Source organism: Alteromonas gilva, assembly GCF_028595265.1.
Taxonomy (GTDB): domain Bacteria; phylum Pseudomonadota; class Gammaproteobacteria; order Enterobacterales; family Alteromonadaceae; genus Alteromonas; species Alteromonas gilva.
The window spans coordinates 24,154-49,083 of record NZ_JAQQXP010000005.1; the positions used below are offsets into that span (position 1 = coordinate 24,154).

At 44.7% G+C, this 24,930-nt stretch carries 28 protein-coding genes; 6 read left to right on the plus strand and 22 right to left on the minus strand.

From position 1 onward, the window contains the following. Positions 1-45 precede the first annotated feature (45 nt). The 4 genes from OIK42_RS19860 to OIK42_RS19875 all read left to right on the plus strand — a co-directional run bounded on the left by OIK42_RS19860 (position 46) and on the right by OIK42_RS19875 (position 6,350). Positions 46-2,478 carry a rhamnan synthesis F family protein gene (locus OIK42_RS19860; protein WP_273642935.1) on the plus strand — a complete coding sequence of 811 codons (2,433 nt, stop codon included), beginning with the start codon at positions 46-48 and terminating at the stop codon, positions 2,476-2,478. Positions 2,479-2,739: 261 nt separating this feature from the next. Further along, positions 2,740-4,590, plus strand: coding sequence for a LicD family protein (locus OIK42_RS19865; RefSeq protein WP_273642936.1), 1,851 nt, complete (start codon positions 2,740-2,742; stop codon positions 4,588-4,590). Then, positions 4,590-5,045 (plus strand): adenylyltransferase/cytidyltransferase family protein, encoded by a 456-nt coding sequence (locus tag OIK42_RS19870; protein WP_273642938.1) that lies wholly within the window; start codon positions 4,590-4,592, stop codon positions 5,043-5,045. Before OIK42_RS19865 ends, OIK42_RS19870 begins: the two co-directional genes overlap by 1 nt. A gap of 249 nt (positions 5,046-5,294) precedes the next feature. Beyond that, on the plus strand, positions 5,295-6,350 hold the full coding sequence (locus OIK42_RS19875) for a glycosyltransferase family 61 protein (RefSeq protein WP_273642939.1): 1,056 nt from the start codon (positions 5,295-5,297) through the stop codon (positions 6,348-6,350). Here the strand turns inward: OIK42_RS19875 and OIK42_RS19880 are convergent. After that, positions 6,347-7,120, minus strand: coding sequence for a sulfotransferase family protein (locus OIK42_RS19880; protein ID WP_273642940.1), 774 nt, complete (start codon positions 7,118-7,120; stop codon positions 6,347-6,349). The two genes, OIK42_RS19875 and OIK42_RS19880, sit on opposite strands and share 4 nt — an antisense overlap. 77 nt (positions 7,121-7,197) lie before the next feature. Between OIK42_RS19880 and OIK42_RS19885 the strand changes: the two genes are divergently transcribed. Beyond that, a complete protein-coding gene (locus OIK42_RS19885) occupies positions 7,198-8,118 on the plus strand; it encodes a glycosyltransferase family protein (RefSeq protein ID WP_273642942.1) in 921 nt (306 codons plus the stop codon). On the opposite strand, the gene OIK42_RS19890 is transcribed toward OIK42_RS19885, so the two are convergent. After that, on the minus strand, positions 8,111-9,772 hold the full coding sequence (locus OIK42_RS19890; RefSeq protein WP_273642943.1) for a hypothetical protein: 1,662 nt from the start codon (positions 9,770-9,772) through the stop codon (positions 8,111-8,113). The two genes, OIK42_RS19885 and OIK42_RS19890, sit on opposite strands and share 8 nt — an antisense overlap. Positions 9,773-10,280: 508 nt before the next feature. Here OIK42_RS19890 and OIK42_RS19895 point away from each other — a divergent pair. After that, entirely contained in the window at positions 10,281-10,661 is a 381-nt protein-coding gene (locus OIK42_RS19895; RefSeq protein WP_273642944.1) for a VanZ family protein, read from the plus strand. Between the two features lie 94 nt (positions 10,662-10,755). Here the strand turns inward: OIK42_RS19895 and rplQ are convergent, their stop codons facing one another. The 20 genes from rplQ to epmA form a co-directional block, all read right to left on the minus strand. Then, entirely contained in the window at positions 10,756-11,157 is a 402-nt protein-coding gene (rplQ, locus tag OIK42_RS19900; RefSeq protein WP_070176332.1) for a 50S ribosomal protein L17, read from the minus strand. A 40-nt stretch (positions 11,158-11,197) separates the two neighbouring features. Further along, positions 11,198-12,187: a DNA-directed RNA polymerase subunit alpha gene (locus OIK42_RS19905; protein WP_273643040.1), complete on the minus strand. Its 990-nt coding sequence runs from the start codon at positions 12,185-12,187 to the stop codon at positions 11,198-11,200. A 19-nt stretch (positions 12,188-12,206) separates the two neighbouring features. Then, entirely contained in the window at positions 12,207-12,827 is a 621-nt protein-coding gene (rpsD, locus tag OIK42_RS19910; RefSeq protein WP_273642946.1) for a 30S ribosomal protein S4, read from the minus strand. Positions 12,828-12,851: 24 nt separating this feature from the next. Continuing rightward, the gene (gene rpsK, locus OIK42_RS19915; RefSeq protein ID WP_273642947.1) at positions 12,852-13,244 is read right to left on the minus strand and encodes a 30S ribosomal protein S11; all 393 of its coding nucleotides are present in this window, start codon (positions 13,242-13,244) and stop codon (positions 12,852-12,854) included. A 16-nt stretch (positions 13,245-13,260) separates the two neighbouring features. Then, positions 13,261-13,617, minus strand: coding sequence for a 30S ribosomal protein S13 (gene rpsM / locus OIK42_RS19920; RefSeq protein ID WP_273642948.1), 357 nt, complete (start codon positions 13,615-13,617; stop codon positions 13,261-13,263). Positions 13,618-13,781: 164 nt separating this feature from the next. Then, complete coding sequence (gene rpmJ, locus OIK42_RS19925; RefSeq protein WP_075607266.1) at positions 13,782-13,895, minus strand: 50S ribosomal protein L36; 114 nt, start codon at positions 13,893-13,895, stop codon at positions 13,782-13,784. 25 nt (positions 13,896-13,920) lie between these two features. Then, positions 13,921-15,240, minus strand: coding sequence for a preprotein translocase subunit SecY (secY, locus tag OIK42_RS19930; RefSeq protein WP_273642951.1), 1,320 nt, complete (start codon positions 15,238-15,240; stop codon positions 13,921-13,923). 5 nt (positions 15,241-15,245) lie between these two features. Beyond that, the gene (rplO, locus tag OIK42_RS19935) at positions 15,246-15,680 is read right to left on the minus strand and encodes a 50S ribosomal protein L15 (protein ID WP_273642952.1); all 435 of its coding nucleotides are present in this window, start codon (positions 15,678-15,680) and stop codon (positions 15,246-15,248) included. A gap of 3 nt (positions 15,681-15,683) precedes the next feature. After that, complete coding sequence (gene rpmD, locus OIK42_RS19940) at positions 15,684-15,863, minus strand: 50S ribosomal protein L30 (protein WP_044058207.1); 180 nt, start codon at positions 15,861-15,863, stop codon at positions 15,684-15,686. Positions 15,864-15,869: 6 nt separating this feature from the next. Continuing rightward, positions 15,870-16,370 (minus strand): 30S ribosomal protein S5, encoded by a 501-nt coding sequence (rpsE, locus tag OIK42_RS19945; protein WP_273642953.1) that lies wholly within the window; start codon positions 16,368-16,370, stop codon positions 15,870-15,872. Positions 16,371-16,379: 9 nt separating this feature from the next. Beyond that, on the minus strand, positions 16,380-16,733 hold the full coding sequence (gene rplR / locus OIK42_RS19950; RefSeq protein ID WP_273642954.1) for a 50S ribosomal protein L18: 354 nt from the start codon (positions 16,731-16,733) through the stop codon (positions 16,380-16,382). A gap of 12 nt (positions 16,734-16,745) precedes the next feature. Then, positions 16,746-17,279 carry a 50S ribosomal protein L6 gene (gene rplF, locus OIK42_RS19955; protein ID WP_273642955.1) on the minus strand — a complete coding sequence of 178 codons (534 nt, stop codon included), beginning with the start codon at positions 17,277-17,279 and terminating at the stop codon, positions 16,746-16,748. 13 nt (positions 17,280-17,292) lie between these two features. Next, positions 17,293-17,685, minus strand: coding sequence for a 30S ribosomal protein S8 (gene rpsH, locus OIK42_RS19960; protein WP_273642956.1), 393 nt, complete (start codon positions 17,683-17,685; stop codon positions 17,293-17,295). A gap of 12 nt (positions 17,686-17,697) precedes the next feature. After that, positions 17,698-18,003 carry a 30S ribosomal protein S14 gene (gene rpsN, locus OIK42_RS19965; RefSeq protein ID WP_137168137.1) on the minus strand — a complete coding sequence of 102 codons (306 nt, stop codon included), beginning with the start codon at positions 18,001-18,003 and terminating at the stop codon, positions 17,698-17,700. Positions 18,004-18,015: 12 nt separating this feature from the next. Further along, positions 18,016-18,555, minus strand: coding sequence for a 50S ribosomal protein L5 (gene rplE, locus OIK42_RS19970; RefSeq protein ID WP_273642957.1), 540 nt, complete (start codon positions 18,553-18,555; stop codon positions 18,016-18,018). A 16-nt stretch (positions 18,556-18,571) separates the two neighbouring features. Beyond that, positions 18,572-18,886: a 50S ribosomal protein L24 gene (rplX, locus tag OIK42_RS19975; RefSeq protein ID WP_273642958.1), complete on the minus strand. Its 315-nt coding sequence runs from the start codon at positions 18,884-18,886 to the stop codon at positions 18,572-18,574. 12 nt (positions 18,887-18,898) lie between these two features. Beyond that, a complete protein-coding gene (rplN, locus tag OIK42_RS19980) occupies positions 18,899-19,267 on the minus strand; it encodes a 50S ribosomal protein L14 (RefSeq protein WP_105934286.1) in 369 nt (122 codons plus the stop codon). A 269-nt stretch (positions 19,268-19,536) separates the two neighbouring features. Then, complete coding sequence (locus OIK42_RS19985; protein ID WP_273642961.1) at positions 19,537-20,922, minus strand: DUF4397 domain-containing protein; 1,386 nt, start codon at positions 20,920-20,922, stop codon at positions 19,537-19,539. Positions 20,923-21,188: 266 nt separating this feature from the next. Further along, on the minus strand, positions 21,189-23,699 hold the full coding sequence (locus OIK42_RS19990; RefSeq protein WP_273642963.1) for a TonB-dependent receptor: 2,511 nt from the start codon (positions 23,697-23,699) through the stop codon (positions 21,189-21,191). A gap of 234 nt (positions 23,700-23,933) precedes the next feature. After that, positions 23,934-24,911 (minus strand): elongation factor P--(R)-beta-lysine ligase, encoded by a 978-nt coding sequence (gene epmA / locus OIK42_RS19995; RefSeq protein WP_273642964.1) that lies wholly within the window; start codon positions 24,909-24,911, stop codon positions 23,934-23,936. Positions 24,912-24,930: the final 19 nt, after the last annotated feature.

Genomic DNA, 24,930 nt, shown 5'->3' on the forward strand with positions numbered 1-24,930 from the left:
GTTTTTTACAGCAGCCCTTTTACACACCTGGTATCTGAATAGCCCATGGTTAAACACACTGACCGCCCTTTCCTGCTGGTATCTGGCTTTCACCGAAGCGGCACATCTCTGGTTGCCAAAACACTCGCCAACAACGGTGTTAATATGGGCGATAACCTTATGGGAGCTAGTTTCGCCAACCCTGAAGGCCATTTTGAGGATATTCCACTTGTTGAACTGCATGATGCCATGCTGGCTGCCAACGGCACAAACTGGCAGGAACATAAAAATATTACGCTCACAACTCCTTCTTTCCTAACTTCGAGGTTAACAACATATTTGAATTCTCGGCGCGATAAGGCAGCTACATTTATTGGAGCCAAAGACCCGAGGGCGCTATTTTTCCGGCAACAATGGTTACAACAACGTCAAGCGAATCTTAAGTCTCTTTTTGTGTTTCGAAGTTGGCAATATTCAGTCTCTTCACTCTTGAAGCGCCATAGCAGAGAGTTGCTTCAAACATCAAGTCCAATGAGTACACGACCCTCTGACATCATATTTTGGCAACAACCTGAATTAGCAGCGAAAATGTGGATTACGTCTGCACAGGCTATGCTAAAATGGCATGAAAAAAACCCAAATAACACTCTCCTTTTTCCTCTTGCAGCATTAATTGAAAAAAACGACCACCTGCCAAAAGCTCTGCAGTCGATAGGACTGCCGGAAGATCTTCTTGATGCATCATCAATAATTAAAAAGGAGTTGCTCCATACGGATGTTCCAAGCTCTTTGCTCAATATGCTTCCTGAAGCCATTCAGAATGAATGTAACAACCTGAGTATGCAGCTAGACTCAGTTTTTGGCATTAACGTGCGCGAGCAAATTACATACACCCAAACAAACTGCATTTTCCCCGATATTGAAAGTCTCATTTCCTCAGATGAAGGGGGTGCAGAGAGCGAGTCCGAGCCTGCTTCGTATATTGATTTAACAAGGTTTACTTATCAGGAAGCCATAAGTCTTATTACCGAGTACCCTGTCGGACTGTATTCATTTGACTGGACAGTACTATTAAATGCTCCTGGAATTACCGCTAAAGATTATGATGATATTTTTACATGCGCTATCAAATACAAAGCATGGACAACCGCGGAATTGGCAGTGCGACGGGCACTAGACTTACAACCGGCATCTTGGCGGTGGATGCAACTGGGGGATATTTTTAAAAGAAAAGGTGATATTGACCAAGCAGAAAGGTGCTATAAGAATGCATTGGCTCGTACGCCAGAAAATGCAACGTTTTATGCAAGACTAGCTGAAGTTGAAATTGAAAGAAAGAATTTCGATGCTGCAAGAAAGCTAATAACAGAGGCAAAAGCACTAGATATTACAAAGCCCGCCATTGCCAGTGCCGAAGTAATACTACACAGAGAAGAATCCGTTAAGCTCAAGTCCGACTCGGCACCTGACGATCGTGCAGATTATCAATCCATGGCGTTGATAAACAATTATGCGGAAGTCGTAGATGTTATGTCAGCAACCCCTCAACAGGGTAAAGCACTCGATGACTATATGGTTAAAACCGCATTTGTGCTGCGTGATAATTACCAGTGGCTAAAAGAAGGCTTAACCAGTATCCCAGCGCAAAGCAAACAATCTCTTTTAGATTATTTGTCTAATCACGTGCAAAAATACTGGTCTGAGGCTGTTATATCAACAGAGTTTTCTCGTGGGGAGGCCGTCATAAAAGAACCGCTCGTCCCATCAAAACCTCAGTCAGAGAAAGCTAAATGTACGATCGGCGTACATATTCATGTTTTTTACCCTTATCTGCTTCCGGAAATCTTTAGCTTTCTGGAAAATATTCCGTGCGCTTTTAGTACTGTTGTGACATGCCCTAAAGAAATAGAAGCACCGGTTAAACATCTACTAAGTAAACTATCTGATATTCGTGTCATTTCTGTAGAGAACAAAGGCAGGGATATTGCTCCCTGGCTTATGGTTGCATCGAAGTTACTTAAGCACTGTACTGTAGTACTAAAATTGCACACTAAGTCTACCCCACATGCCAGCAAGCTTTCAGGTTGGAGATTACAACTGCTCTGGCATCTGCTTGAAAGTCCACAGAGTATTGAAAAGATTCTTTCTGACTTTGCCGAAAACCCCAGGTTGGGTTTAGTTATACCTGCCTATCACCCACATATATTTCCACATATAAACTGGGGCAAGAACAAAGCGCTGAGCGAAGAAATAGCGAACATATTTAATATACCAGTTGATACAACGATAAGTGTCAATGCTTTTCCTGCTGGTTCCATGTTCTGGTACAGACCGGCAGCTCTAGCTCCGATCATTGAACACACATGGCAATTAAAAGACTTTCCCGATGAAAGGGGCCAAATCGATGGTACCTTAATGCATGCAATCGAACGACTTATTCCTTATATATGCCATAATCAACACTACGTTCATGAATTTATCAATTTACCCTCTCATTAAAAGACAATGATGACGGTCATTATCCATGAGTGACTATCAACCAAAATAGTTTACGGATCCCTCGGCAGCAATGGGTGACCTACGTTTTAACTCAAAAGCAGTTCGTTTCGCCTACCCAAGCTCAACAATAGCCGATGAAAAAGTCCTTCATTCTAGACAAGGTGAGCGTGCTTGCGTATCATTGAGTTTTGTCATTATTGTGACAACTTCATGAATTTTTCATGAATTTTTAAATTCAATCTACAAATTATCAGGTGAGAAATGGAGTACCCAATTACTGTCGAGGAACTTGACAATAACAAAGAAGTTACACTCCAGACATCAATACAAGATTCATCATTATCTTCATTTCAGCGACTCGAAAGTGGCTCATTTCAATCCAGCATTTGTGTTACTCCTTCTCAAGATGTTATTTTTGCCACTACGGCAATAGGGTTGAGTAATCGGCAAGCAGAGATCTCATTGATTTGTAAAAAGCAAGCAATATTCTCATTTGCTTGCAAAACAAAGGTCATTGCAAAGTCCGCTTTTTATGTCGAAGAACATAAACTTACCAGTACATTTATTTCAGTGCCTTTGAAAGAGTTGCTACGGCAAGAAAGTGAAAATCTTCAGGTTTGCATAGCGTTAAACAATGAAACCGCTATATTACTAAAAGTATCAACACACATAATTAATGACTTCTCCCGTGAGGAAAGAAAGATTGCCAGCTTAATGCCTTCGAGGGGTTATTTTGGAGGTCTTAGCAATACTCCTTTGCGGATTAATGTACAAAAAAAAATAGATACGCTTTTCTTATGCAATCAGGATACTGATGCCTATCTAAATTTCAGCCAGTTACACATCTATACGACAGGGCGACAACGACTTCAACCAGACCAGTTTGCTGACGTAACTGCCAGTTCAAACGTATCAAAAGCGGATCTTTTCAAAACCATATCGAGCGGTAATGGATTTCACTCGAGAAAAGAAACCTTTCCTCACCTAATAGTTCGCTTGAAGAAACCTGAGTTTGTAGAAAGTATCGAAATTGTAAACCGACGGGATAAGTGGGGCTCTCGAATTCAAAACTTAGCAGCTTCCGTGGCCATAGAAAACCACAAGATTGTTCCAGTTTATTCCATGTTGGATTTTAGTGGTATAGAACAAGACAAAGATACCTTAATTAATTTATGTCAGCATTTACGCCTGGATTACCCCAAGTCGAAAGACAGATACGCTATATTAAGCTCAGTTGTGACTTGTTTTGAGGAACACCTTGTCAGTTTGAAAGAGCGAGACTTCGACATCCCTCTGCAAATGTTAAGTACATGGAACGAGAACTATACCATTTCTGACAACAAGTGGCACAAAACGGAATTGGCATTGCTTGCTATATATATTTTCGTTAAAACTAAAAAAACATTGTCATTGTCCCTGAATAGCTTTTCGCGGCTGTTGAGCAACTCTAAAGATATAGAATATTTGGAAAGTAAGGTGAATGCATATCGCTCAGCCGGGTCCCTTTTTCCACTCAAATTCACTAAACACGGAGCTGCAAGACAAGGTATGTTGGTATGTAATACGGACAAGGTATTACTAGCCTTGGATGCAGTGATGGAAGACTTGTCTCGCTTGGGTCTTAAGCCATGTATCGCATATGGAACACTTCTGGGCGCCCAGCGAGAGGGAAAATTTATTGATCATGATGATGATGTTGACATTTTGATAGAGTTGTCTGAAGAAGACCTGACAGAATCTCAGGTACGCACCTTAATGAACGACGCAATGGCCAAGCTAGCAGGCAGCAAATACAGAGTAAACACAAATAAAAAATCTGGAACTTACAATACTCATGTTTGTCATCGGGAGACAGATATTTTAATCGATGTTTTTCCATACTGGTATAGCGGAAACTCTATAAATCTTTACATGGAAAAGATGGCTATAAAATCTATTCCCAAGCAGATTCTATCAGGCCGTTCGAAACTCCAGTTGTATCAAAAGAGCTATGATGCCCCCTTTGATATAAAAGCCTTCTTGTTAAGTCGCTATGGCCCCAGATGGGAAATTTCAGATCGATACCATGAGTGGCCTTGGCAGGTAAAACAGGATTCCGTAGGGATTAATTAATGAAGACTATTATAACTTACGGTACCTTCGATTTGTTTCATGTTGGTCATGTAAAGTTACTAGCCCGGTTAAAGAATCTTGGAGACCGGTTAGTAATTGGCTTATCAACCGATGAATTCAATTCTGAGAAATCGAAGACAACAATAATTAAATATGCAGACAGAGAGGAAATTCTGTTGTCATGCAAGTATGTTGATGCAGTATTCCCTGAGACTTGCTGGGAGCAAAAAAGACAGGACATTATAAGGGAAAAAGCGGATGTTTTTGCGATTGGTGATGACTGGGCAGGTAAATTCGATTCGCTGGAAGATATCGTAGATGTAGTTTACCTCCCACGAACACAAAACATCTCAACAACTAATATCAAGTCAGTAATGAGTAAAATAGAGTCTGACCAGAAAGCCGAAATCAGAAATGTCAGTTCGCACCTGCAGGCGCTTGTTGATACATTATAATATGCATATGTGTACATCATGAGGATATCGTCATTTTTTACTTGTATAGAATGAATCTATTGTTCTGGGCGCATATATTTATTCAGTCTTAAAATTGATTATGACTTTTTCCTAACCTATTAGAACTGCCAAACTTTAATCAGAGTCAATCTGACTTGATAATTATACTAACTAGTTCGGCATCCAATATTCTGTTAGGATCTAGCGAGTAGAAGTAGCTTAATTATGAATCCTAATAGAAAGTAGCGAATGAATCTCCCTGTCAATTCAAAAAAAACTCCCCTTTTTAACTACAATCAAACTTTTACCGGTGCGCTACCCGAGTGGAGTGAAGATCTGGTGACTCCGCCTAGCGTTTCGGTGAAAGAGGTGTCCGGAGCGTTAGTCACAAAAGGCGCGTTGGACGGGTGGCCACGCCGCCTTGTATCTGGAGTATTTGACAGTAATTTAGGCGAAGTAATTGAGGGGGCTTTCGTTCGTAATTACAGAGTTTCCTATCCCAGAAACATTTCAGAACTCAATATCGAAACTGTGCCCAGCTATACCGGACGTTTTATTTATCTAGGATGGATCATCACTCACTATGGTCACTTTATTACTGAGTCTATTTCAAGAATGTGGTGGTTAGCGGCAAACGAAGAGCACGTTAAAGACATAACCATCCTGGCCCATGCAAACTTTAACAGTCCACTCAGCTTTCCTTCGCATGTAAAAGAAGCCTTTGCCGCCTTAGGTATATCTTTATCACAAATAAAATTGGTTAAAGAAGATGCCATTTACGAATCATTGATAGTACCTAGCCAATCCATGATTCTTGACGACACAATATCCGAACGTCAGGTGAGCATATGGAATAAAATCAGAGATAACATCCACCCCGCGAAGAATGCTAGCGAGCCAAAGCGAAAAGTTTATCTTTCAAGAAAGTTTCAAGACCAAAAAGATGATAGCCGTCAATTTAATGATCAAGCTGTAGAAGATACATTTAGACAAAAAGGCTTTGAGATCGTCTATCCTGAACAGCTAACTTTTCAGGAGCAAATTAAGATTTACGCAGAAACAAAAGTGTTAGCCGGGCCTGTGGGCAGTGCGATGCATAACGCAGCATTCATGCCAAATAATGGTAAAGTCGTGATTCTCGCCCCAAATTCTTTTCTATTTAAAACCGATTCACATATCGCCTACATCAAAGAACACACACTTAACTATTTTTTAGTAGACACTGGCAGTACTAGCATCAAGCGAGTGAATTATGATATTGATACAAAGGACTTGGCGAATTACCTTTCTTTGCTTATAAACTAATCGAGTTTACGTACTTCATTGTGGTTTATATTGACTTCTGAATTAACGAGTTGATAGTACCCCATCAATAACGTATAGAAAAAGGAAGGAACTCTATAAGAGGTATCAGATTCGAATACTCGATTAGGTTCAATCGGTTGCTCAGCAATCTCAAGAAAATTCGTTATCTTTTTCAATGTTAATGTGTGTTCTCTCGCAAGATCATTTTGCTCAAAACACATCACTTGATATGTACTTACATAATTTTTTAATATTTTCAATTGCTTAGAGTAAAGACCCCTGATCAAGTAAGATTGATCCCTGTACTTACTTTCAAACGGGCTCGTAGGCAGGTTTTTATAAAAGCCACGCATCCTCCAGGGTTCGAGCAAAAAAGCCATAGCAGGCGAGCGGGCTTCTAATCCTCTGGACTTTGTCATGGCATAATGTGATAACGCCCGCTCGACAGGGTCCCGCAACATGACAATATATTTTGCGTGCTTACAGGTTCTGGCCGCCGACATAATAAATTGAGGATGCAGCATCGTTATCGGCGTCGCATCCAGAATATACTTCTCCCCGTTATAATGGGCTAATTTGCCGGCATATTTATCACGCGCAAAACTCAGTTTATCTGCAGAACGGTGGTATTGCGGGTCGTCAAAGACGTGCGCTTCCTTGCCTTCAACCAAACAGATATCAGGATGTTGAGCAAGGAACGACGCTAATGCCGTGGTACCGGCCTTTTGAACACCGGGTATAAATAAGTTGGGAAGAGGGTAACTGCTCACAATACTCTGGAATATTTGTCACAATCTGATTAGTGTATGTTAAATTCACCATGACGCAATAGCCTTGCCATTTACTGATGTCGATTCGAATAAAAAACAAACGTATATCATTTTTACGCTATTATCATGGCTACACGGGCGGTCATCAAAAAGTACGTGATTACCTTGATCATTTCGTTGATGCAGGCTGGCAGCCATCACTGTATCTAAGTAACAAAGCGGCCACTGAAAAATCATTGTTTAGCGAGATACCCGGCGTAGACTATCAGTGTAATTACCAGCCTGCAGGTTTTGATACCATTTTTTTAGCTGGTATGGACTGGCAGCACTATCTTCCATTGCGCGATAAATCTCAGACCGTGATTAACCTTATCCAGCATGTACGCCATGGCGATCCTGAAGAGCCACTTTTTCAATATTTACAGGAACCCGCCATCCGGCTGTGTGTGTCCTCAGCGGTCAAGGAAGCAATTCAGCCTTTCGCTAACGGTCCTTGCTACACGATCAGAATGGGCCACCGATTTCCTGAAGTAAAAGCCCGGCGACAATGGGATCTCTATATTCTAGCCAATAAACAAGCCGACTTAGGCGCTGAACTCTATGATTGGGCTACGGGATTAGGCTTTAACGTAAAAATAGACAAAAGTACGCAAGAACATAGGGATGTGATAGCAAGTATGGCAGCATCGGCCATCACAGTCGCGCTCCCCAACCCTACAGAGGGTTTCTATCTACCCGGCGTGGAAGCTATGCATTACAGTAAAGCGGCCGTTGTGCCTTACTGTGTTGCGAATAGGGAGTACTTCAATACATTTGCTAATCTGTTTATGCCCGACTATAACATTAAGGCAATAAAACGGGATATTTTGCGAGCCAGCAAACGTTCCTCACTGGCAACATCGCTGGGTTGCTTGCTCGGTAAGAAAATAGCCTCTGCCTACACACTTGAGCGGGAGCGCAAGGAATTGCAAAACTGTTTACGAAAACACCTTATTTAAACAGTTTGATTAGCTTTGTTATCAACGTTACGCGCAAGACGTCAATCATTATGTAAAACTTAAACTTTATTTTGATTGCGTTGCTAAGCTTTAAGCGGCTGATTATCTCTTTAGCATTAGCGTTTCCCGGCTGGTAACGAGCTTGTTTATATAAACTGAGTGCCAGCATTTCATCTTGTTCAATAAGCTCTGCTAACGTATTGGTGAGTGCCTTATCGCGCATTTTAGCATCAAACTGTTGCGGCAACTCATAGCCATCAACAAGGCGTTCTAGTCGTTTTTTATCAATACCCGGGTACATCAGGACCAGCTTATCCATTTCATCCCTGATATTCTTCAGAACTGTAATACGTTGTTCATCAGATACGAAGGAAAAGGCAGGGACATCTTCACTGTGCTTCTGTAAGTGTACGTCAAGGGCTCGTTTTAGCTGTTGATCGGCAAAGCTATTACACATTCGCATTAATGTAATTGCTCCCGGGCTATACTGACTATTCAGGCGCTTAATGTCTTTAGGAGCTTGAATCGTAGTACCGATGCAAGCGGCAAAATCGCTCAACAGAGAGCCGCCTTTGTATAGATTATGCGAGAAAAAGCGATATTCAACATCACAATCAAAATCCGCCGAAAGCTGGCTTACCAGCTTCAAATTGTCAAAACCGATTGTAGGCGGAACCGTAAAATCTTTAGTCCTCGAGTGCCGCTTTACTTCCTGATGGAATGACGACTCAGTAATGGCAAGTGGGTGACGAATATAAAATACATACTTTGCCGTTGATAAAAGGCTAAAAAACCAAATCAGATAGTAGTAAAAGTGCTCCGAGGACAGCAATAACGTATGACATTCGGTGGCATTAAATTCTTCGATTAACGCCTTCGTTTTAACTTTATCGAAATAAAATTTATGCTCCTGGGCATCGTAACCCACCACGCGCTCGAAATTACCAGAACTAACACCGTTGGCGTCGGCCCCATGAGCAGGATAGTATATGCCGTCACGCCGTAAAGCATCCACATTGCCATTAAGCCAGCTCTGAATAGCAGACGTACCGGTTTTCGGTGGACCAAGATGAATAATCACGCGTTTACCCTGGTTAATGTGTATTTTATTATTGCTGACATAGTTTTCCCACCGACGCAGGCACTCCGCTTTCGCTTGTTCATATATCGCGTAGTCATCCGCATAGAGCGTCTTTATTTCGGCATATTCTTCAGCAGGAATGTCAAAACAAACACTTTTTTGGCAATCGCTACCATAGGGCAAACGATATAAACCGACATTTTGCCAGTCAGCAAACAATAAAATACTTTGGTAAAAATAGTTTTGAACACCGATATAACCAAACTCATGTACGGAATATTTTCCTAGGAGCCGACTGTAAAAGTTAACTCTTTCTGGCGCTCGGTAATACTCTTTAAAACTGATCTTAGTGGCAGGGAGTTTTTTATGAGTGCCTAGGTAGGAATACATGAGACGCTGTGAGGGCTCCGTTAACCAAAGCGCTACCTTGTCACAAGTTAGACCTTCATCGATATGTTGTCTAAATTCATTATGTAAAAGAGCATCTACATTATGAGCTGTAAAGAAACATTGGGAGATATGGAGTAACTTTCCGACATCGGAATTTGGGATAATAAGAAGCTTTTTTGACAAACTAGACACTAACAAAACTCGAATAAAAGATGTGGCATGCAGGACTTGTACGGCCTTATAGAATTAGCGCGTATACTACTATGTTAGCCCAAATTATAAAATTGCTTTAAACAATAAAATCCCCTTGTATCGCGTAAACTTCAATGGGCAAATTCGTGAGCGCATATGAACATTGCGCTTGAATGTTATCCCCCCATATTTACATTGAAGCTTGATAAAACATGCTATGGGTACAGTATCTTCTTTTTGCCATCCTTTTATCATTACTCTCAAGCGTTTTGCTGGCACTCCATGAATGAAAGTAATAATGAAAACACTTAGCCATAAAGACATACAAGAAGTATCAGGCGGGGTTGTACCCGCCATTCTGGCCCGGATAGCCGGCGCCTATATATGAGCCGTTGGCGGTAAAGAATGCATAGACGAGTATCTGCACAACAGTATCGACTCGGCCAAGGCATCTATTGATTATTGGTTCGGTTAGTTGAACTAAACAGGAGCAACTGCCATGACATACGCTTGCATCAGGATTGCCTACCTGGCACTTGCTCTGTCTTTTTACCTATTGGGTTACTGGCATGAAAGCATGGGGAATAGTTACGATGCGCTATTATTCCATAACTACCCGAATGCGATTACGGTGATAATTTGCTCAGCGCTGATGGGAGCGGCTTATTCTGAGCACCGAAATACTAACGTAGTCGGCGTAACTATTGGCCTGATTATTTACGAAGTGATGCAGCTTTGGATACCGGCGCGCACCTTTGACTGGCTGGATATAATGGCTTCAATAGTGGGCATGGTGCTATATTTAACTGCCTTTCAGCTTGTGTTTAAGCGTCTTGTGAGGCGCAAAGTCCGGTGCAAGCAAAGTAATACGGCAACATGATTTTCTTTCGTTGCTTGTTAAGTGTCAGGCACAAAAAACCCGGCTTTAGCCGGGTTTTTTAATCTTCGTCGGTAATACCTTTAAGAGTAATTACTTACTCTTCAGTTGCTTCTACTGCTTCTTCTTCAGCTTCTACAACCGGACGGTCAACTAATTCAACGTATGCCATAGGCGCGTTGTCACCGGCACGGAAACCGCATTTTAAAATGCGTAAATAACCGCCAGGGCGAGTTTCGTAACGAGGACCAAGCTCGTTGAACAGTTTACCTACTACTTCTTTATCACCAGTACGAGCCATTGCCAGACGACGGTTTGCAACGCTGTCTTGCTTAGCCAATGTGATAAGAGGCTCAATTACGCGACGTAATTCTTTCGCTTTTGGTAACGTCGTTTTGATCACTTCGTGCTTGACCAAAGAACCGGCCATGTTTTTAAACATAGCTTGACGATGGCTGCTGTTGCGATTCAACTGACGACCACTCTTACGATGGCGCATAGTTTTATCCTTCTAAAAAATCAGTGTGTAATAAACCTGATTAGTCTTTTTCAGCGATGCTCTCAGGCGGCCAGTTTTCCAGGCGCATGCCCAGAGAAAGTCCACGTGAAGCGAGAACATCTTTGATCTCAGTTAGCGATTTTTTACCCAGGTTAGGTGTTTTAAGTAACTCAACCTCGGTGCGCTGAACCAGGTCACCAATATACTGGATAGCTTCTGCTTTCAGGCAGTTCGCAGAACGTACGGTAAGCTCCAGGTCATCGACCGGGCGTAACAGAATAGGATCAAACTCAGGTTTTTCTTCTTTCTGTTCTGGCTCAGAGATATCACGCAGTTCAACAAAGGCATCCAGCTGTTCAGCCAGGATGGTTGCGCTACGACGAATGGCTTCTTCAGGATCTAAAGTACCATTCGTTTCCATATCAATGATCAGCTTATCCAGGTCGGTACGCTGTTCTACACGCGCAGATTCTACGGTGTAAGCAATACGTTCTACAGGGCTGTATGAAGCATCAACTAATAAACGACCAATTGGGCGATCATCTTCTTCAGAGGAACGACGAGTCGACGCTGGAACATAACCGCGGCCCATTTCTACTTTAATACGCATGCTGATTTCAGCGTCGCCAGTTAAAGTACAAACTACGTGCTCAGGGTTTACGATTTCTACGTCACCGTCATGCTGGATATCACCAGCTACAACAGGGCCAGCGCCAGATTTCACCAGAGTCAGAGTCGCTTCGTTTTTGCCTTCTAAGCGAACCGCCAAACCTTTCAGGTTCAACAAGATTTCGATTACATCTTCTTGAACACCTTCTTTGGTGCTGTACTCGTGAAGTACGCCGTCAATCTCAACTTCAGTTACTGCACATCCAGGCATAGATGACAGTAAGATGCGACGTAAGGCGTTTCCTAAAGTGTGGCCAAAACCACGCTCCAGGGGCTCCAAAGTTACTTTGGCACGAGTAGGAGAAACGTTTTCGATCTCAACTAATCTCGGTTTAAGGAATTCAGTCACAGAACCCACAATGCTTCCTCTTTAGTTAGCTTTACTTAGAGTAAAGTTCGACGATCAACTGTTCGTTAATTTCAGCAGACAAGTCAGTTCTTTCAGGAATACGTTTGAACGTACCTTCCATTTTGTTGTTGTCTACTTCAATCCAGGTTGGCTTCTCGCGTTGCTCAGCCAGTTCTAAAGCAGCCGCGATACGCGCTTGCTTTTTAGCTTTTTCACGAACAGAAACCACGTCTTCGGCAGTAACGTTAAATGATGGAATGTTTACCACTTGACCATTAACAACAATGGCTTTGTGGCTAACCAGCTGGCGCGCTTCTGCACGAGTGCTGGCAAATCCCATACGATAAACTACGTTATCAAGACGCTGCTCTAAAAGTTGCAACAGGTTTTCACCGGTGTTGCCTTTCAAGCGAGCCGCTTCTTTATAGTAGTTGCGGAATTGCTTTTCCAAAATACCGTACATACGACGGACTTTTTGTTTCTCACGCAGCTGTACACCGTAATCAGACAGACGACCACGACGGGCACCATGCTGACCAGGCGCAGTATCGATTTTACATTTAGAATCGATTGCGCGAACGCCACTTTTCAGGAACAGATCTGTTCCTTCGCGGCGGCTAAGCTTGAGTTTTGGACCCAAATATCTTGCCATGTTCTTTCTCCAACTGTCCGTCGATTAAACGCGACGTTTTTTCGGTGGACGACAACCGTTGTGAGGAATAGGCGTCACATCGGTAATGTTTGTGATCTTATAACCGGTTGCGTTAAGTGCACGGATCGCAGACTCACGGCCTGGACCTGGACCTTTAACGAACACTTCAAGGTTCTTCAGACCGTAATCTTGTGCGGCTACGCCTGCACGCTCAGCAGCTACCTGTGCAGCAAATGGGGTAGATTTACGTGAACCACGGAAACCTGAACCACCAGAAGTTGCCCATGCAAGTGCATTGCCTGAACGGTCTGTGATAGTCACAATTGTATTGTTGAAAGACGCATGGATATGAGCCATACCGTCTGCAACCTGACGTTTAGCGCGTTTACGCGTGCTACGAGTCGGTGCTTTTGCCATAACTTATTCTCCCCGCTTACTTTTTAATTGGCTTACGAGGACCTTTACGGGTACGCGCATTAGTTTTAGTGCGCTGACCACGTAGAGGTAAGCTACGACGGTGGCGAATACCACGGAAGCAACCCAGGTCCATCAAACGTTTAATGCTCATAGAAACTTCACGACGTAAGTCACCTTCGACGGTGAACTTAGCCACTTGTTCACGAAGCTTCTCAATTGTCGCTTCGTCAAGCTCTTTGATTTTTGTATTTTCTGCAACACCAGCGCCTGCACAAATGCTTTTCGCACGTGTAGGACCAACACCGAAAATTGCTTGAATAGCAATCACGGCGTGCTTGTGCTCAGGAATGTTAATGCCAGCGATACGGGCCATTAACAGCACTCCTCTTTGTAATAATTGTCGACGACCTAAAAAGCCCGTTAGGATACTTACCCGTCGAACAAAATGCAAATATTAGGTGATCAATTTAACTACACCGAAAGCTGAGCCTGGTGTCAGGCTCAGCTTACAGGTAAACAAATTATTCACCGCTTGGATTAGCCTTGCCTTTGCTTGTGCTTAGGCTCAACGCAAATCACACGCACAACACCGTTGCGCTTAATGATTTTACAGTTACGGCAAATTTTCTTAACTGATGCACGAACTTTCATTACATCACTCCGTAGTAGGCTTATCTTAGCGGCCGTAGCCTTTAAGATTCGCTTTCTTCAGAACAGAATCATATTGACTTGACATCAAATGAGTCTGCACCTGCGCCATAAAGTCCATGATAACAACTACGATAATTAACAATGACGTTCCACCGAAGTAAAACGGCACGTTCCACGCAATCAACATGAACTCGGGCACTAAACAAATAAAGGTTATGTATAGAGCGCCAGCAAGTGTCAGGCGAGTCATTACCTTATCGATGTAACGTGATGTTTGTTCACCCGGGCGGATGCCTGGAATGAATGCACCGGATTTCTTCAAATTATCTGCTGTATCACGCGGGTTAAATACCAGCGCAGTATAGAAGAAGCAGAAGAAGATAATCGCAACTGCATATAACATTACGTACAACGGCTGACCGGGCGACAATAACAATGCTACGTCTTGTAACCAGGCCATTGATTCATTTTGTCCAAACCAACCAGCAATGGTGCTTGGAAACAAAATAATACTGGATGCGAAAATCGGTGGGATAACCCCTGCCATGTTAACTTTAAGCGGTAAATGTGTGCTTTGCGCTGCATAAACCTTACGGCCCTGCTGACGCTTAGCGTAGTTCACCACGATCCGGCGCTGAGCGCGTTCTACGAACACAACCAGATACGTCAGACCAATTACAATGGCGCCGATTAATAACAGCAGCAACAAGTTAATGTCACCCTGTCTCGCTTGTTCCGCTGTCTGACCAATCGCTGTAGGCAGACCGGCAACAATACCAGCAAAAATCAAAATAGAGATACCGTTGCCAATACCTCGTTCAGTAATTTGCTCACCTAACCACATCAGGAACATCGTTCCTGTGACTAAGCTAACTACTGCTGTAAAGTAAAATCCGATGCCAGGATTAATAACCAAACCATTAATCAGGTTAGGCAGGCCGGTCGCAATACCAATAGACTGGAAAGTCGCCAGTATCAACGTTAAATAACGTGTGTACTGACTGATTTTGCGTTTACCTGCTTCACCTTCTTTTTTCAACTCAACCATTGGCGGATGCACAACAGAGAGCAGCTGCATAATAATTGATGCAGTAATGTAAGGCATAATCCCTAAAGCCAGAACTGATGCACGCTCAAGCGCACCACCTGAGAACATGTTAAACATTTCTACGATGGTGCCTTTTTGTTGCTCGAACAACTGAGCCAACACTGCAGCATCAATACCAGGAATAGGTACATAAGAACCCAACCGGAATACTACAATTGCTCCGAATACGAACAACAATCTCGCTTTAAGCTCACTCAAGCCGCTTTTTGCGCCCGAATCCAATCCTGGTTTCGCCATCTAGCTTATTCCTCTACTTTACCGCCAGCAGCTTCAATCGCCTCTTTGGCACCTTTAGTAACCTTCAACCCGCTTACAGTCACAGCGCGTGATACTTCACCGCTCTTAACTACTTTTACAAACAGTACGTCTTTTTTAACCAGACCCGCTGCTTTTAAAGTCTCAAGAGAAGCTGTATCACCCTCTACCTTAGCAATTTCACTCAACGTAACCTGATCGGATACGAAGCTCTTACGAGAGGTGAAACCGAATTTAGGCAGACGACGCTGCAGTGGCATTTGACCACCTTCAAATCCTGGCTTGACACGTCCGCCTGAACGGCTTTTTTGTCCTTTGTGACCATGGCCACTCGTTTTACCAAGACCTGAGCCGATACCACGGCCTGTACGCTTACCTGAATGTTTGGCTCCTGGTGCAGGAGCAATACTATTTAAACGCATGTCTTACTCCTCCACTATCTCAACCATGTAGTTTACACGGTTAATCATGCCACGTACGGCTGGGGTGTCTTCCAGTTCACGAACATGGTTGATTTTCCGCAGACCCAAGCCTTTCAGCGTTGCTTTGTGCTTTGGCAATCTGCCAATCGCACTTTTAGTTTGCTTTACTTTAATCGTTGCCATGTCTGATTACCCCAAAATTTCTTCTACAGACAATCCACGCTTCGCGGCGATACCGGCTGGCGAGTTCATCTCGGTCAGCGCGTTAACGGTTGCACGAACAACGTTGATTGGGTTTGTAGAGCCGTAACATTTTGAAAGTACGTTCTGCACACCAGCTACTTCAAGTACTGCACGCATTGCACCGCCGGCGATAATACCGGTACCTTCTGATGCAGGCTGCATGTAAACTTTAGAACCTGAGTGACGACCTTTAATTGGGTGCTGTAACGTATGACCGTTAAGGTCTACGTTAACCATGTTGCGACGGGCTTTTTCCATCGCTTTTTGGATTGCAGCTGGCACTTCACGTGCTTTACCGTAACCAAAACCTACACGGCCATTGCCATCACCCACTACAGTCAATGCAGTGAAACTGAAGATACGACCACCTTTAACCACTTTAGAAACACGGTTAACGGCAATCAATTTCTCTAACAGTTCGCCTGTTTGAACTTCTTGTTTAGCCATTATTAACTCCTAGAACTGAAGGCCAGCTTCGCGAGCTGCATCAGCTAATGCTTTAACGCGACCGTGGTATTTAAAACCGCTGCGATCAAAAGCGACGTCTTTAACGCCTTTTTCGATAGCGCGCTCTGCGATTGCTTTACCCACTAACGCCGCTGCTTCAGCGTTGCCAGTTGATTTCAGATCTTTAGCCAGATCTTTTTCAACCGTAGAAGCCGCCGCCAATACTTCAGAACCGCTTGGAGCGATTAACTGAGCATAAATGTGGCGAGGTGTACGGTTAATCACCAGGCGATGCGCGGCCAGTTCACGAATTTTAGCGCGAGCGCGAGTTGCGCGACGCAAGCGTGCTGTTTTCTTATCCATCGTATCACCCACCTACTTTTTCTTAGCTTCTTTACGACGTACAAACTCGTCTGCATAGCGAACACCTTTACCTTTGTAAGGCTCTGGTGGACGGTACGCGCGAATGTTCGCCGCAACCTGCCCTACCACCTGCTTATCGGCGCCTTTGACGACGATTTCAGTTTGGCTAGGAGTTTCAACTGTGATGCCCTGAGGCATTTCGTATGCTACAGGGTGAGAGAAACCCAGAGTCAGGTTAAGTTTGTTACCTTGTGCCTGCGCACGATAACCAACGCCTAACAGCTGCAGTTTTTTCTCAAAACCTTCGGTCACACCGATAACCATTGCATTTAACAGTGCGCGTGCAGTACCAGCCTGAGCCCAACCATCAGGGAAACCTTCGCGAGGTAACACTTTGATTTGGTTCTCTTCCTGGGTAACTTCAACAGCATCGTTAAAAACGCGGCTCAATGTACCATTTTTACCTTTGATTGTGACTTCTTGACCTGAGATAGACATCTCTACGCCAGTGGCGAGGTCAACAGGGGCCTTTGCTACTCGTGACATTTCAACTCCTCCGTTACGCTACATAACCGATGATCTCACCGCCCATGCCAGCTTTACGCGCTGCACGGTCAGTCATCACACCTTTAGAAGTTGACACGATAGCAACACCTAAACCACCCATTACTTTTGGCAGCTCATCTTTTTTCTTATAGATGCGCAGACCAGGACGGCTTACACGTTCAATTGTGTCGATTACTTGCTTGCCTTCGAAGTACTTAAGCGTCACTTCTAAAACAGGCTTAACGTCACCAGCTACAGCGTAGTCAGTTACGTAACCTTCTTTCTTCAATACTTCCGCTACGGCAACGCGCAGCTTTGAAGAAGGCATAGTTACAGAAACTTTCTGTGCCAACTGGCCGTTACGGATGCGGGTAAACATATCCGCGATAGGATCTTGCATGCTCATATCAGCTACTCCTTACCAACTGGCTTTTTTAAGGCCAGGGACTTCACCGCGCATCGCCGCTTCACGCAGCTTAATACGGCTTAGGCCAAATTTGCGTAGGTAACCATGTGGACGGCCAGTAATTCGGCAGCGGTTTTGCTGACGAGACTTCGAGCTATCACGTGGTAATTGTTGCAGCTTCAATACAGCATCCCAACGCTCTTCTTCAGAGGCGTTAACATCGCTGATAATCGCTTTAAGCGCGGCACGTTTTTCAGCATACTTAGCTACTAGCTTTGCACGCTTGACTTCACGAGCCTTCATTGATTCTTTTGCCATAACCCTACACCCTTATTTTCTGAATGGGAAGTTGAACGCACTTAACAGTGCGTGCGCTTCTTCGTCAGTGCCAGCACTGGTAGTGATGGTAATATCCATACCACGAACCTTATCTACCTTATCGAAATCGATTTCAGGGAAGATAATTTGTTCGCGCACACCCATGCTGTAATTACCACGGCCGTCAAATGCCTTGGCGTTTAAGCCTCGGAAGTCACGGATACGTGGAATTGCAATCGAAATTAAGCGCTCTAAGAATTCCCACATACGCTCACCGCGCAGGGTTACTTTACAGCCAATCGGATAACCTTCACGAATTTTAAAACCCGCTACTGATTTACGTGCAACTGTAACAATTGGCTTTTGACCAGCGATAGCAGCCATATCGGCTGTCGCATGTTCAAGAACTTTCTTGTCAGCAACTGCTTCACCTAAACCCATGTTTAAGGTGATTTTTTCAATCCGAGGGACTTGCATGACGCTTTTGTATCCGAACTGCTTCGCAAGTTCAGCTACTACTGTTTCTTTATAGAAATCATGCAGTTTCGCCATCGTACTCTCCAATTAATTAAACAAGTTCGCCGTTAGATTTAAAGACACGTACTTTCTTGCCTTCTTCTAAACGGAAACCAACGCGATCAGCTTTACCCGTAGCCGGGTTAACTACCGCAACATTAGAAACGTGAAGTGAAGCTTCTTTTTCAATAATTCCGCCAGCTTCGCCCAATTGTGGGTTTGGCTTTTGGTGTTTCTTGACAAGATTTACACCTTCAACGACTACACGGTTATCAGAGTTAAGCACTTTCAGGACTTTGCCTTGTTTGCCTTTGTCTTTACCCGCTAATACGACTACTTCATCATCACGACGAATTTTATTAGCCATTATCGTGACTCCTTATAGTACCTCTGGGGCCAATGAGATGATTTTCATGAAGTTATCACTTCTCAACTCACGGGTTACCGGTCCAAAGATACGCGTACCAATTGGTTGCTTGTTTGCGTTAAGCAAAACAGCCGCATTACTGTCAAAACGGATGGTAGAACCATCTGCACGACGAATGCCTTTTCTAGTACGCACCACCACTGCGTTCAGTACGTCACCTTTTTTAACTTTACCGCGAGGAATTGCTTCCTTGACAGTAACTTTGATGATGTCACCGATACCTGCATAACGGCGATGCGAGCCACCAAGAACCTTAATACACTGAACCCTGCGAGCGCCGCTGTTGTCGGCAACATCCAGGTTAGTTTGCATTTGGATCATGTTAGTGCTCCGCTGTTAATTACGACTCTCTTGAGTCTCCGATTGTGCTAAAAACGGCCAAATCGACCATTTTTAAACCATACCCCGTCAAAAAGGGCGCGAAATAATAACAGAAAAGAAGGCTGGAGGGTAGCCGGATTTTGAATTATTTTTGACTAATTGAGGATTTATTCAATTACACCGGACAAGTTAACTTATATCCACCGTGAATGCTAGCAAAAACAGGGCTTACGCCCTGTTTAAGGCAACTTACCATGAACAGTTAAAGGCTAATCAATCACTTTTACTGCGTAGCCAGAGCTGTTTTCTGCGCTCTCGAGCGTAACAATGTAGTTCGACTCTTCATTAAATCCGTACAGCGGTAGCCGGAAAAGTAAAAAACGCTCGTCATTATTGTCTTCGTGTACGGCGATAATTTCATAATAATCGGCCGGTACCACCAGCGTTTCTGTCTCCAAATACTCAACACCTTTAACCCTGTATTGCGCGGTATCAATAGTTTCATCATGACGCACCAGATAAAAGTCAACATCACTGTAATCATCGACTAAGTTAACCAGGTTAATGGTTTTATCATACGCCTGAGACAGCGCACTTTCGATAAAGGTTACTGATGCTAACGCCCCTGCCTGCTCATGCAGCACAATGGCTTTACTCTCGCTTTGATTCAATGTAATCAGTTTATTTTTAAGTGGTTCCAGGCTGTTATCAGCAATGACTGCATCCAGCCGGTAATCACCGTATTCGGCCTCGGTAAACCCGGTCATTTCGCCAGGCGCCAGGGTAACACTTAAGGCATCAGCGTCGTTGTCACCTGTCAGTGATAACGTCACCGGCTCTGTTGCATTAACGCTGTTATACACACGGTATTGCGACGCAGCATTAACATCTGTAATAGCGGTTACGACCGATGAATTTAATACCACATCTATAATCATGCCGTTTTGGATAGCACCTGAGATATCCCGGGTTACCAACACATACTCAGTACTATAGTTAAAATTGATGGTCGGTGACTCAAATACAACCTCTGTTGCGCCTGGCTCGGTTAAGTAAAGGGTGTATTCATCTTCATCGAAGTCATCACTGTCGCTGTCACCATCCCAAAAGGTATATTCTATTAACTCACCGCGCGTAATTGTTCCCAGGTAATTTGCAGCCTCGAACGGGTCACCAGCCTCGCTCATGTAAAGGTCGTATTGCTGCGTTTCTTTGAGCATGACTGACGTTGCCATGAGTCGAAAGTGATTATCCAGAGTTTCACGCCCAAACTGTTGGGTAGTAAATTCAGGTGCCGAAAAATCACCGTTTAAAAACACCATCGTTTTAAAGGACGTTTTAAGACTAACGCTGAGTGTCTCAATAACAACTTCCTGATCGTCAGCATCAAGGCGGTAGAATTCAAGTGTGATGTCGCCTTGCTCGAGGCTTAACAACGCGCTACTGTCACCAAATTGGGCACTGCCCAAATCGTTTCCATCCAGCTCTCGCAGGTATACTGTCGCGCCATTCGGTGAACCATTATAAAACTGCAGGTACGCCTCATCGTAACCAGCACTGGAATCTCCATCCGAGCCCCCACAAGCGCTTAATAGCGTGATGAGAAAAAATAACGATGCATAACCAATATGGCGATAGTGAACTAAAGTTTTCATAGTCAAAGATTGTCCTTAGAAATGATTGGGTGCTTTCCGGATTAGCCGGAGAAACCGCAGCACAAACTTGTGTTGCTCACCTCAACAGACGCTCTTTTGAAGATTTGGTTCTTTACCAATACGACTCTTTACAGTTCTTTACATTTCATTACAAATCAATCACTAACAACATTGAAACCAGTGGTGGACGTATTTAAAGGTACAAAAAAGGCGGCAAAACTGCCGCCGAAGATTGGGATTTACTTCATCATAAACATAACACTCTTCTAGAAACTGAATCGCGTTCCTAGCGTAAAGTTACGACCGGGTAATGGCGCTTGTTCTTTCAAAAAAGAGCTATGCACCCTGGCTTCTTCGTCGAGCAGGTTATTGGCTCGCACATAAACCGTCCAGTCCTGGCTGTCAGGCAATCGATAATCAACCGACGCACTCACTAACGTGTAGCTGTCGGTTGTGGTTTCATACTCGGTGGTATCACCTTGCTCGTCATACCAAATAACCGACAGTTCACTGCTCAGGGAATTGCCCTGGTAACTTAGCGTTGAACCTAAGCGCAGCGGCGGTATGCGCGGCAAGTTGTCGTTGTCGAGCCTGGCTCTGATATAGTCACCGAATACCTGCACACGCCAATTCAGATTGAGATCAACAAATGCCTCGGCCTCGATACCGTAAATCGTCGCATCGTCCTGATTAAAGTAGTAAACCGGCGTGCCTTCTTCGCCGTGCTCATCATGCGGTTCGTCTTCGTGTATCGCTTCGTCATGGTCAGCACCGGCGTGCTCGTCACTATGTTCGTCTTCACCACCATGTTCAGACAACGCCGCAAGGCCTGTGGCACTTTGATAAATATAATTATCGGCCTCATTATAAAACAGTGAAACGGTATAACCACCAGCTCCGCTGAACTTGCGGAAGGTAAGATCAAGGTTATTGCTGACTTCTTCTTTCACCTCTCTGAGGCTTTCGGCAACGTCGCCTTCTTCATCCATATCAAACACCAAACCGACTTCGAAAGTTTGTGTAGCCAGATGCTGGCCGGCAGAGAACAGCTCTTGCTGGCTCGGTGCCCGCTCATTTCGCGACAGTGTTAGTGCGACGGAGTAACCCGGCGCATATTGCCAGTTCAGGCCGGCAGATAGGGAGCTGCTGGTAAATGAATAATCGTCAAATTCGAAGTTTAGCGCGTGTTCTTCGTGCTCACCGCCCTCGTGTTCACCTTCTTCATGTTCGTCGTGGTGCTCCTCTTCATCATGCGCCAGTTCGACGGCATCCAGTTCAAACTCGATAGCGTCAGCGTTATAAGTGGTGCGTTCCAGGCGACCACCGAGTTCAAGCAACACTGCGCCGAATTTCTTTTGCTCGACAAGGAATATCGCAGTGCTTTGCGTGTCGGTAGACGGCGTAAAGGCTTCCTCGCCCACCGCGGCATAGTCGCTGTTGGTGTGCTGTAAGCCAAACACGCCGTGCCAGGCATTAATGTCCTTATGGTGGGCAGTTAAACGAATATCACTACCCTGGTTACTAAACCGAGTGCCGACTTCGTCACCTTCTAACTCAACATGCTCATAGTCGGTATATGCTGCGGCAAACTTTAATGTGCTGATACCTGAAACCGGAGAGTACCACTCGCCAGCCGCCTGGTAGCGGGTCATATCAACGTCCAGCCGGGTGCCCGCTTCTTCCTCTGCATGAGTGTCGTCGTGTTCATCCTCATGCTCGCCTTCATGTTCGTCCCCATGTGCCTCCTCGCCATGGCCGTGACTATGGCCGGGCACACCGTAGAGGTTGTTGAGTTTTTCCACTGCAAAACCAAAGTACCCCTGCTTATCAACAAATGACAATCCCGCAGTAAGATTGGTGGTATCCATTTGGCTGTTTTCCAGTTCGCCCGGTTGCTCATCGTCATCAGGAGAGACCGAGGCAAAACCCGGGATTTCCGCATTATCAGTTTTGCGATTATAACCGTCTGCATGAAAGGCTATCTTGTCTTTGCCTCCCGTAACATTAAACCTGCCAAACTTGCCGTCATTAACCGTGGCGTAATTAGCTTCTATATCGCCTTCCAGCGCCACCGGCACCTGTTTAGGAATACGTTGGTCCACCACGTTAACAACGCCGCCAATCGCGCCGCTACCGTATTGTAAGGTTGCCGGTCCTCGCAGCACTTCTACCTGAGTGGCACTGGTACTGTTGGCGGCGACATTATGGTCTGGCCCGATGCGAGATACATCTGACACATTCAGGCCGTTTTGAACTATTTTTACCCGGGGACCATCGTTACCTCTTATGATAGGACTACTCGATACCGGCCCAAAATAGGTACTGTGAACCCCTGGCGTAGATTTAAGCGTTTCACCCAGGGTTTCTGCCTGAATTTTACGTAACTGCTGCTCATCGATTACCGACACGGGGGTGACAGACTCCAGTACCGATGATCCCAGTACACTGGCAGTCACAACGATATTTTCAACCGATACCGGTGCCAGCCTGAAGTTAATCACCTGATCGCTATCGACATCACCAAGATCATTGTCACCATGCACATAATTGGCTGAATAGACATGCAAATGGACATGAGGCACCCGAACATCCTGAAATACGTAGTTGCCCTGCTGATCGGTATAAGTAACCTGTTTAGACCCCTCGATGCGAACTTCAGCACCCGAAACCGGTTCACCCGTTTCGCTGGTCACCTGTCCCTGGATAGTAGTTGCCAGGACAGTGGATGTACCTAATATGGATAATATGGCAGCGCCAATTGCGGAACGTCTGATCATTACTTTATATAAACCTATCTAAACTATTGCTTTGCGAATGTTATATTATAACATTACTTGAATTAGCCTAAGTTCGTCAAGCTCAACTTACCGCTCAAATGGCGCAGCTGGTCGCCACGGCCACTGCGGTAGTCAACCTCAAAGCAATAATTTAACTAGCCAACGCACAATAAAAGTTGGCGCTTACTAGCGGCAAAATACTTTTCATATAAAGGGTGTGAACGAAGAAAAATATCAGGCCCGTGCAATCGGGAAAGCGAGCACCTGATCAATGTGTGTGTAGCCATGTTTGAGCATCAGTAGCCTATCGAGCCCCATGGCAACGCCTGCGCATGGCGGTAATCCCGCGTCAAGCGCAGCAAGAAAGCGCTCATCAACAGGTTTTTGTGGTAAGCCGGAATGCTGTCGGTTCACATTGTCCTGCTCGAACCGTTGGCGTTGCTCTGTAGCGCTTTGCAGCTCATTAAAGCCGTTGGCAAGCTCAGCGCCTTTAAAATACAGCTCAAACCGATCAGCAACCCGCGGATCACTGCTATTGATGGTCGCCAATGCAGACTGCGACGCCGGGTAGGCATAGATAAAACACGGCACTTGCTGGCCAATCTTTGGCTCAATTTCGTAGCTGAATAATAGTTGCAACATGCTGTCACGGCTCAAAGACTCAGTATCGTTAAGCTCTATATTGCATTGTCTGAACACCTCTGCAATACCCTCGGTAGACGCTGACAGAGGGTCGAGGTTCAGATACTGTTGGAAAGCCTGCTGGTATGTCATACGCTCGGTATGCTCAGCATTGAGGACATGTTTAAGTAGCGCGGCAATTTCATCCATCAGCGCGTGATGGTCTAAACCAATGCGATACCACTCAAGCATGGTAAATTCGGGATTGTGCCAGCGACCACCACCTTCGTGACGAAATGCTTTAGACAGTTGGTAAACCGAGGTTTGATAGCAGGCGAGTAACCGTTTTAAGGCAAACTCGGGCGAGGTTTGCAGGTAAAGTGTCTGCTCATGACCTTCGCTACTGTGCTGAAACGGCGTAGCGAAGCCCTCGATATAAACATCGGTTACGGTGCCATGAGACAGCACAGGGGTATCCACTTCCAGCACATCGCGGTCAGCAAAGAACTGCCGTATCTGCGCATAGAGCCGGGCTCTGTCTTTCAAGGCTTGTAATGAGGCGGTTGGCTGCCAATGCGAAGTAGAGGTCATGATAAAGGCTTGGGCGCTG

Bases quoted from the DNA above. Each gene is read 5' to 3' on its own strand.
- OIK42_RS19885 (WP_273642942.1), top strand. From the start codon at position 7,198: ATGTCGATTCGAATAAAAAACAAACGTATATCATTTTTACGCTATTAT.
- OIK42_RS19870 (WP_273642938.1), top strand. From the start codon at position 4,590: ATGAAGACTATTATAACTTACGGTACCTTCGATTTGTTTCATGTTGGT.
- rplO (WP_273642952.1), bottom strand. From the start codon at position 15,680: ATGCGTTTAAATAGTATTGCTCCTGCACCAGGAGCCAAACATTCAGGT.
- epmA (WP_273642964.1), bottom strand. From the start codon at position 24,911: ATGACCTCTACTTCGCATTGGCAGCCAACCGCCTCATTACAAGCCTTG.
- rpsN (WP_137168137.1), bottom strand. From the start codon at position 18,003: ATGGCAAAAGAATCAATGAAGGCTCGTGAAGTCAAGCGTGCAAAGCTA.
- rpsM (WP_273642948.1), bottom strand. From the start codon at position 13,617: ATGGCCCGTATCGCTGGCATTAACATTCCTGAGCACAAGCACGCCGTG.
- rpsH (WP_273642956.1), bottom strand. From the start codon at position 17,685: ATGAGCATGCAAGATCCTATCGCGGATATGTTTACCCGCATCCGTAAC.
- rplR (WP_273642954.1), bottom strand. From the start codon at position 16,733: ATGGATAAGAAAACAGCACGCTTGCGTCGCGCAACTCGCGCTCGCGCT.
- rpmJ (WP_075607266.1), bottom strand. From the start codon at position 13,895: ATGAAAGTTCGTGCATCAGTTAAGAAAATTTGCCGTAACTGTAAAATC.
- OIK42_RS19985 (WP_273642961.1), bottom strand. From the start codon at position 20,922: ATGAAAACTTTAGTTCACTATCGCCATATTGGTTATGCATCGTTATTT.
- OIK42_RS19865 (WP_273642936.1), top strand. From the start codon at position 2,740: ATGGAGTACCCAATTACTGTCGAGGAACTTGACAATAACAAAGAAGTT.
- rpsK (WP_273642947.1), bottom strand. From the start codon at position 13,244: ATGGCAAAAGCACCGACTCGTAGCACGCGTAAACGCGCTAAACGTCAG.
- rplE (WP_273642957.1), bottom strand. From the start codon at position 18,555: ATGGCGAAACTGCATGATTTCTATAAAGAAACAGTAGTAGCTGAACTT.
- secY (WP_273642951.1), bottom strand. From the start codon at position 15,240: ATGGCGAAACCAGGATTGGATTCGGGCGCAAAAAGCGGCTTGAGTGAG.
- rpmD (WP_044058207.1), bottom strand. From the start codon at position 15,863: ATGGCAACGATTAAAGTAAAGCAAACTAAAAGTGCGATTGGCAGATTG.
- OIK42_RS19875 (WP_273642939.1), top strand. From the start codon at position 5,295: ATGAATCTCCCTGTCAATTCAAAAAAAACTCCCCTTTTTAACTACAAT.
- rpsD (WP_273642946.1), bottom strand. From the start codon at position 12,827: ATGGCAAGATATTTGGGTCCAAAACTCAAGCTTAGCCGCCGCGAAGGA.
- OIK42_RS19990 (WP_273642963.1), bottom strand. From the start codon at position 23,699: ATGATCAGACGTTCCGCAATTGGCGCTGCCATATTATCCATATTAGGT.
- rpsE (WP_273642953.1), bottom strand. From the start codon at position 16,370: ATGGCTAAACAAGAAGTTCAAACAGGCGAACTGTTAGAGAAATTGATT.
- rplX (WP_273642958.1), bottom strand. From the start codon at position 18,886: ATGGCTAATAAAATTCGTCGTGATGATGAAGTAGTCGTATTAGCGGGT.
- rplF (WP_273642955.1), bottom strand. From the start codon at position 17,279: ATGTCACGAGTAGCAAAGGCCCCTGTTGACCTCGCCACTGGCGTAGAG.
- rplQ (WP_070176332.1), bottom strand. From the start codon at position 11,157: ATGCGCCATCGTAAGAGTGGTCGTCAGTTGAATCGCAACAGCAGCCAT.
- rplN (WP_105934286.1), bottom strand. From the start codon at position 19,267: ATGATCCAAATGCAAACTAACCTGGATGTTGCCGACAACAGCGGCGCT.
- OIK42_RS19895 (WP_273642944.1), top strand. From the start codon at position 10,281: ATGACATACGCTTGCATCAGGATTGCCTACCTGGCACTTGCTCTGTCT.
- OIK42_RS19860 (WP_273642935.1), top strand. From the start codon at position 46: ATGGTTAAACACACTGACCGCCCTTTCCTGCTGGTATCTGGCTTTCAC.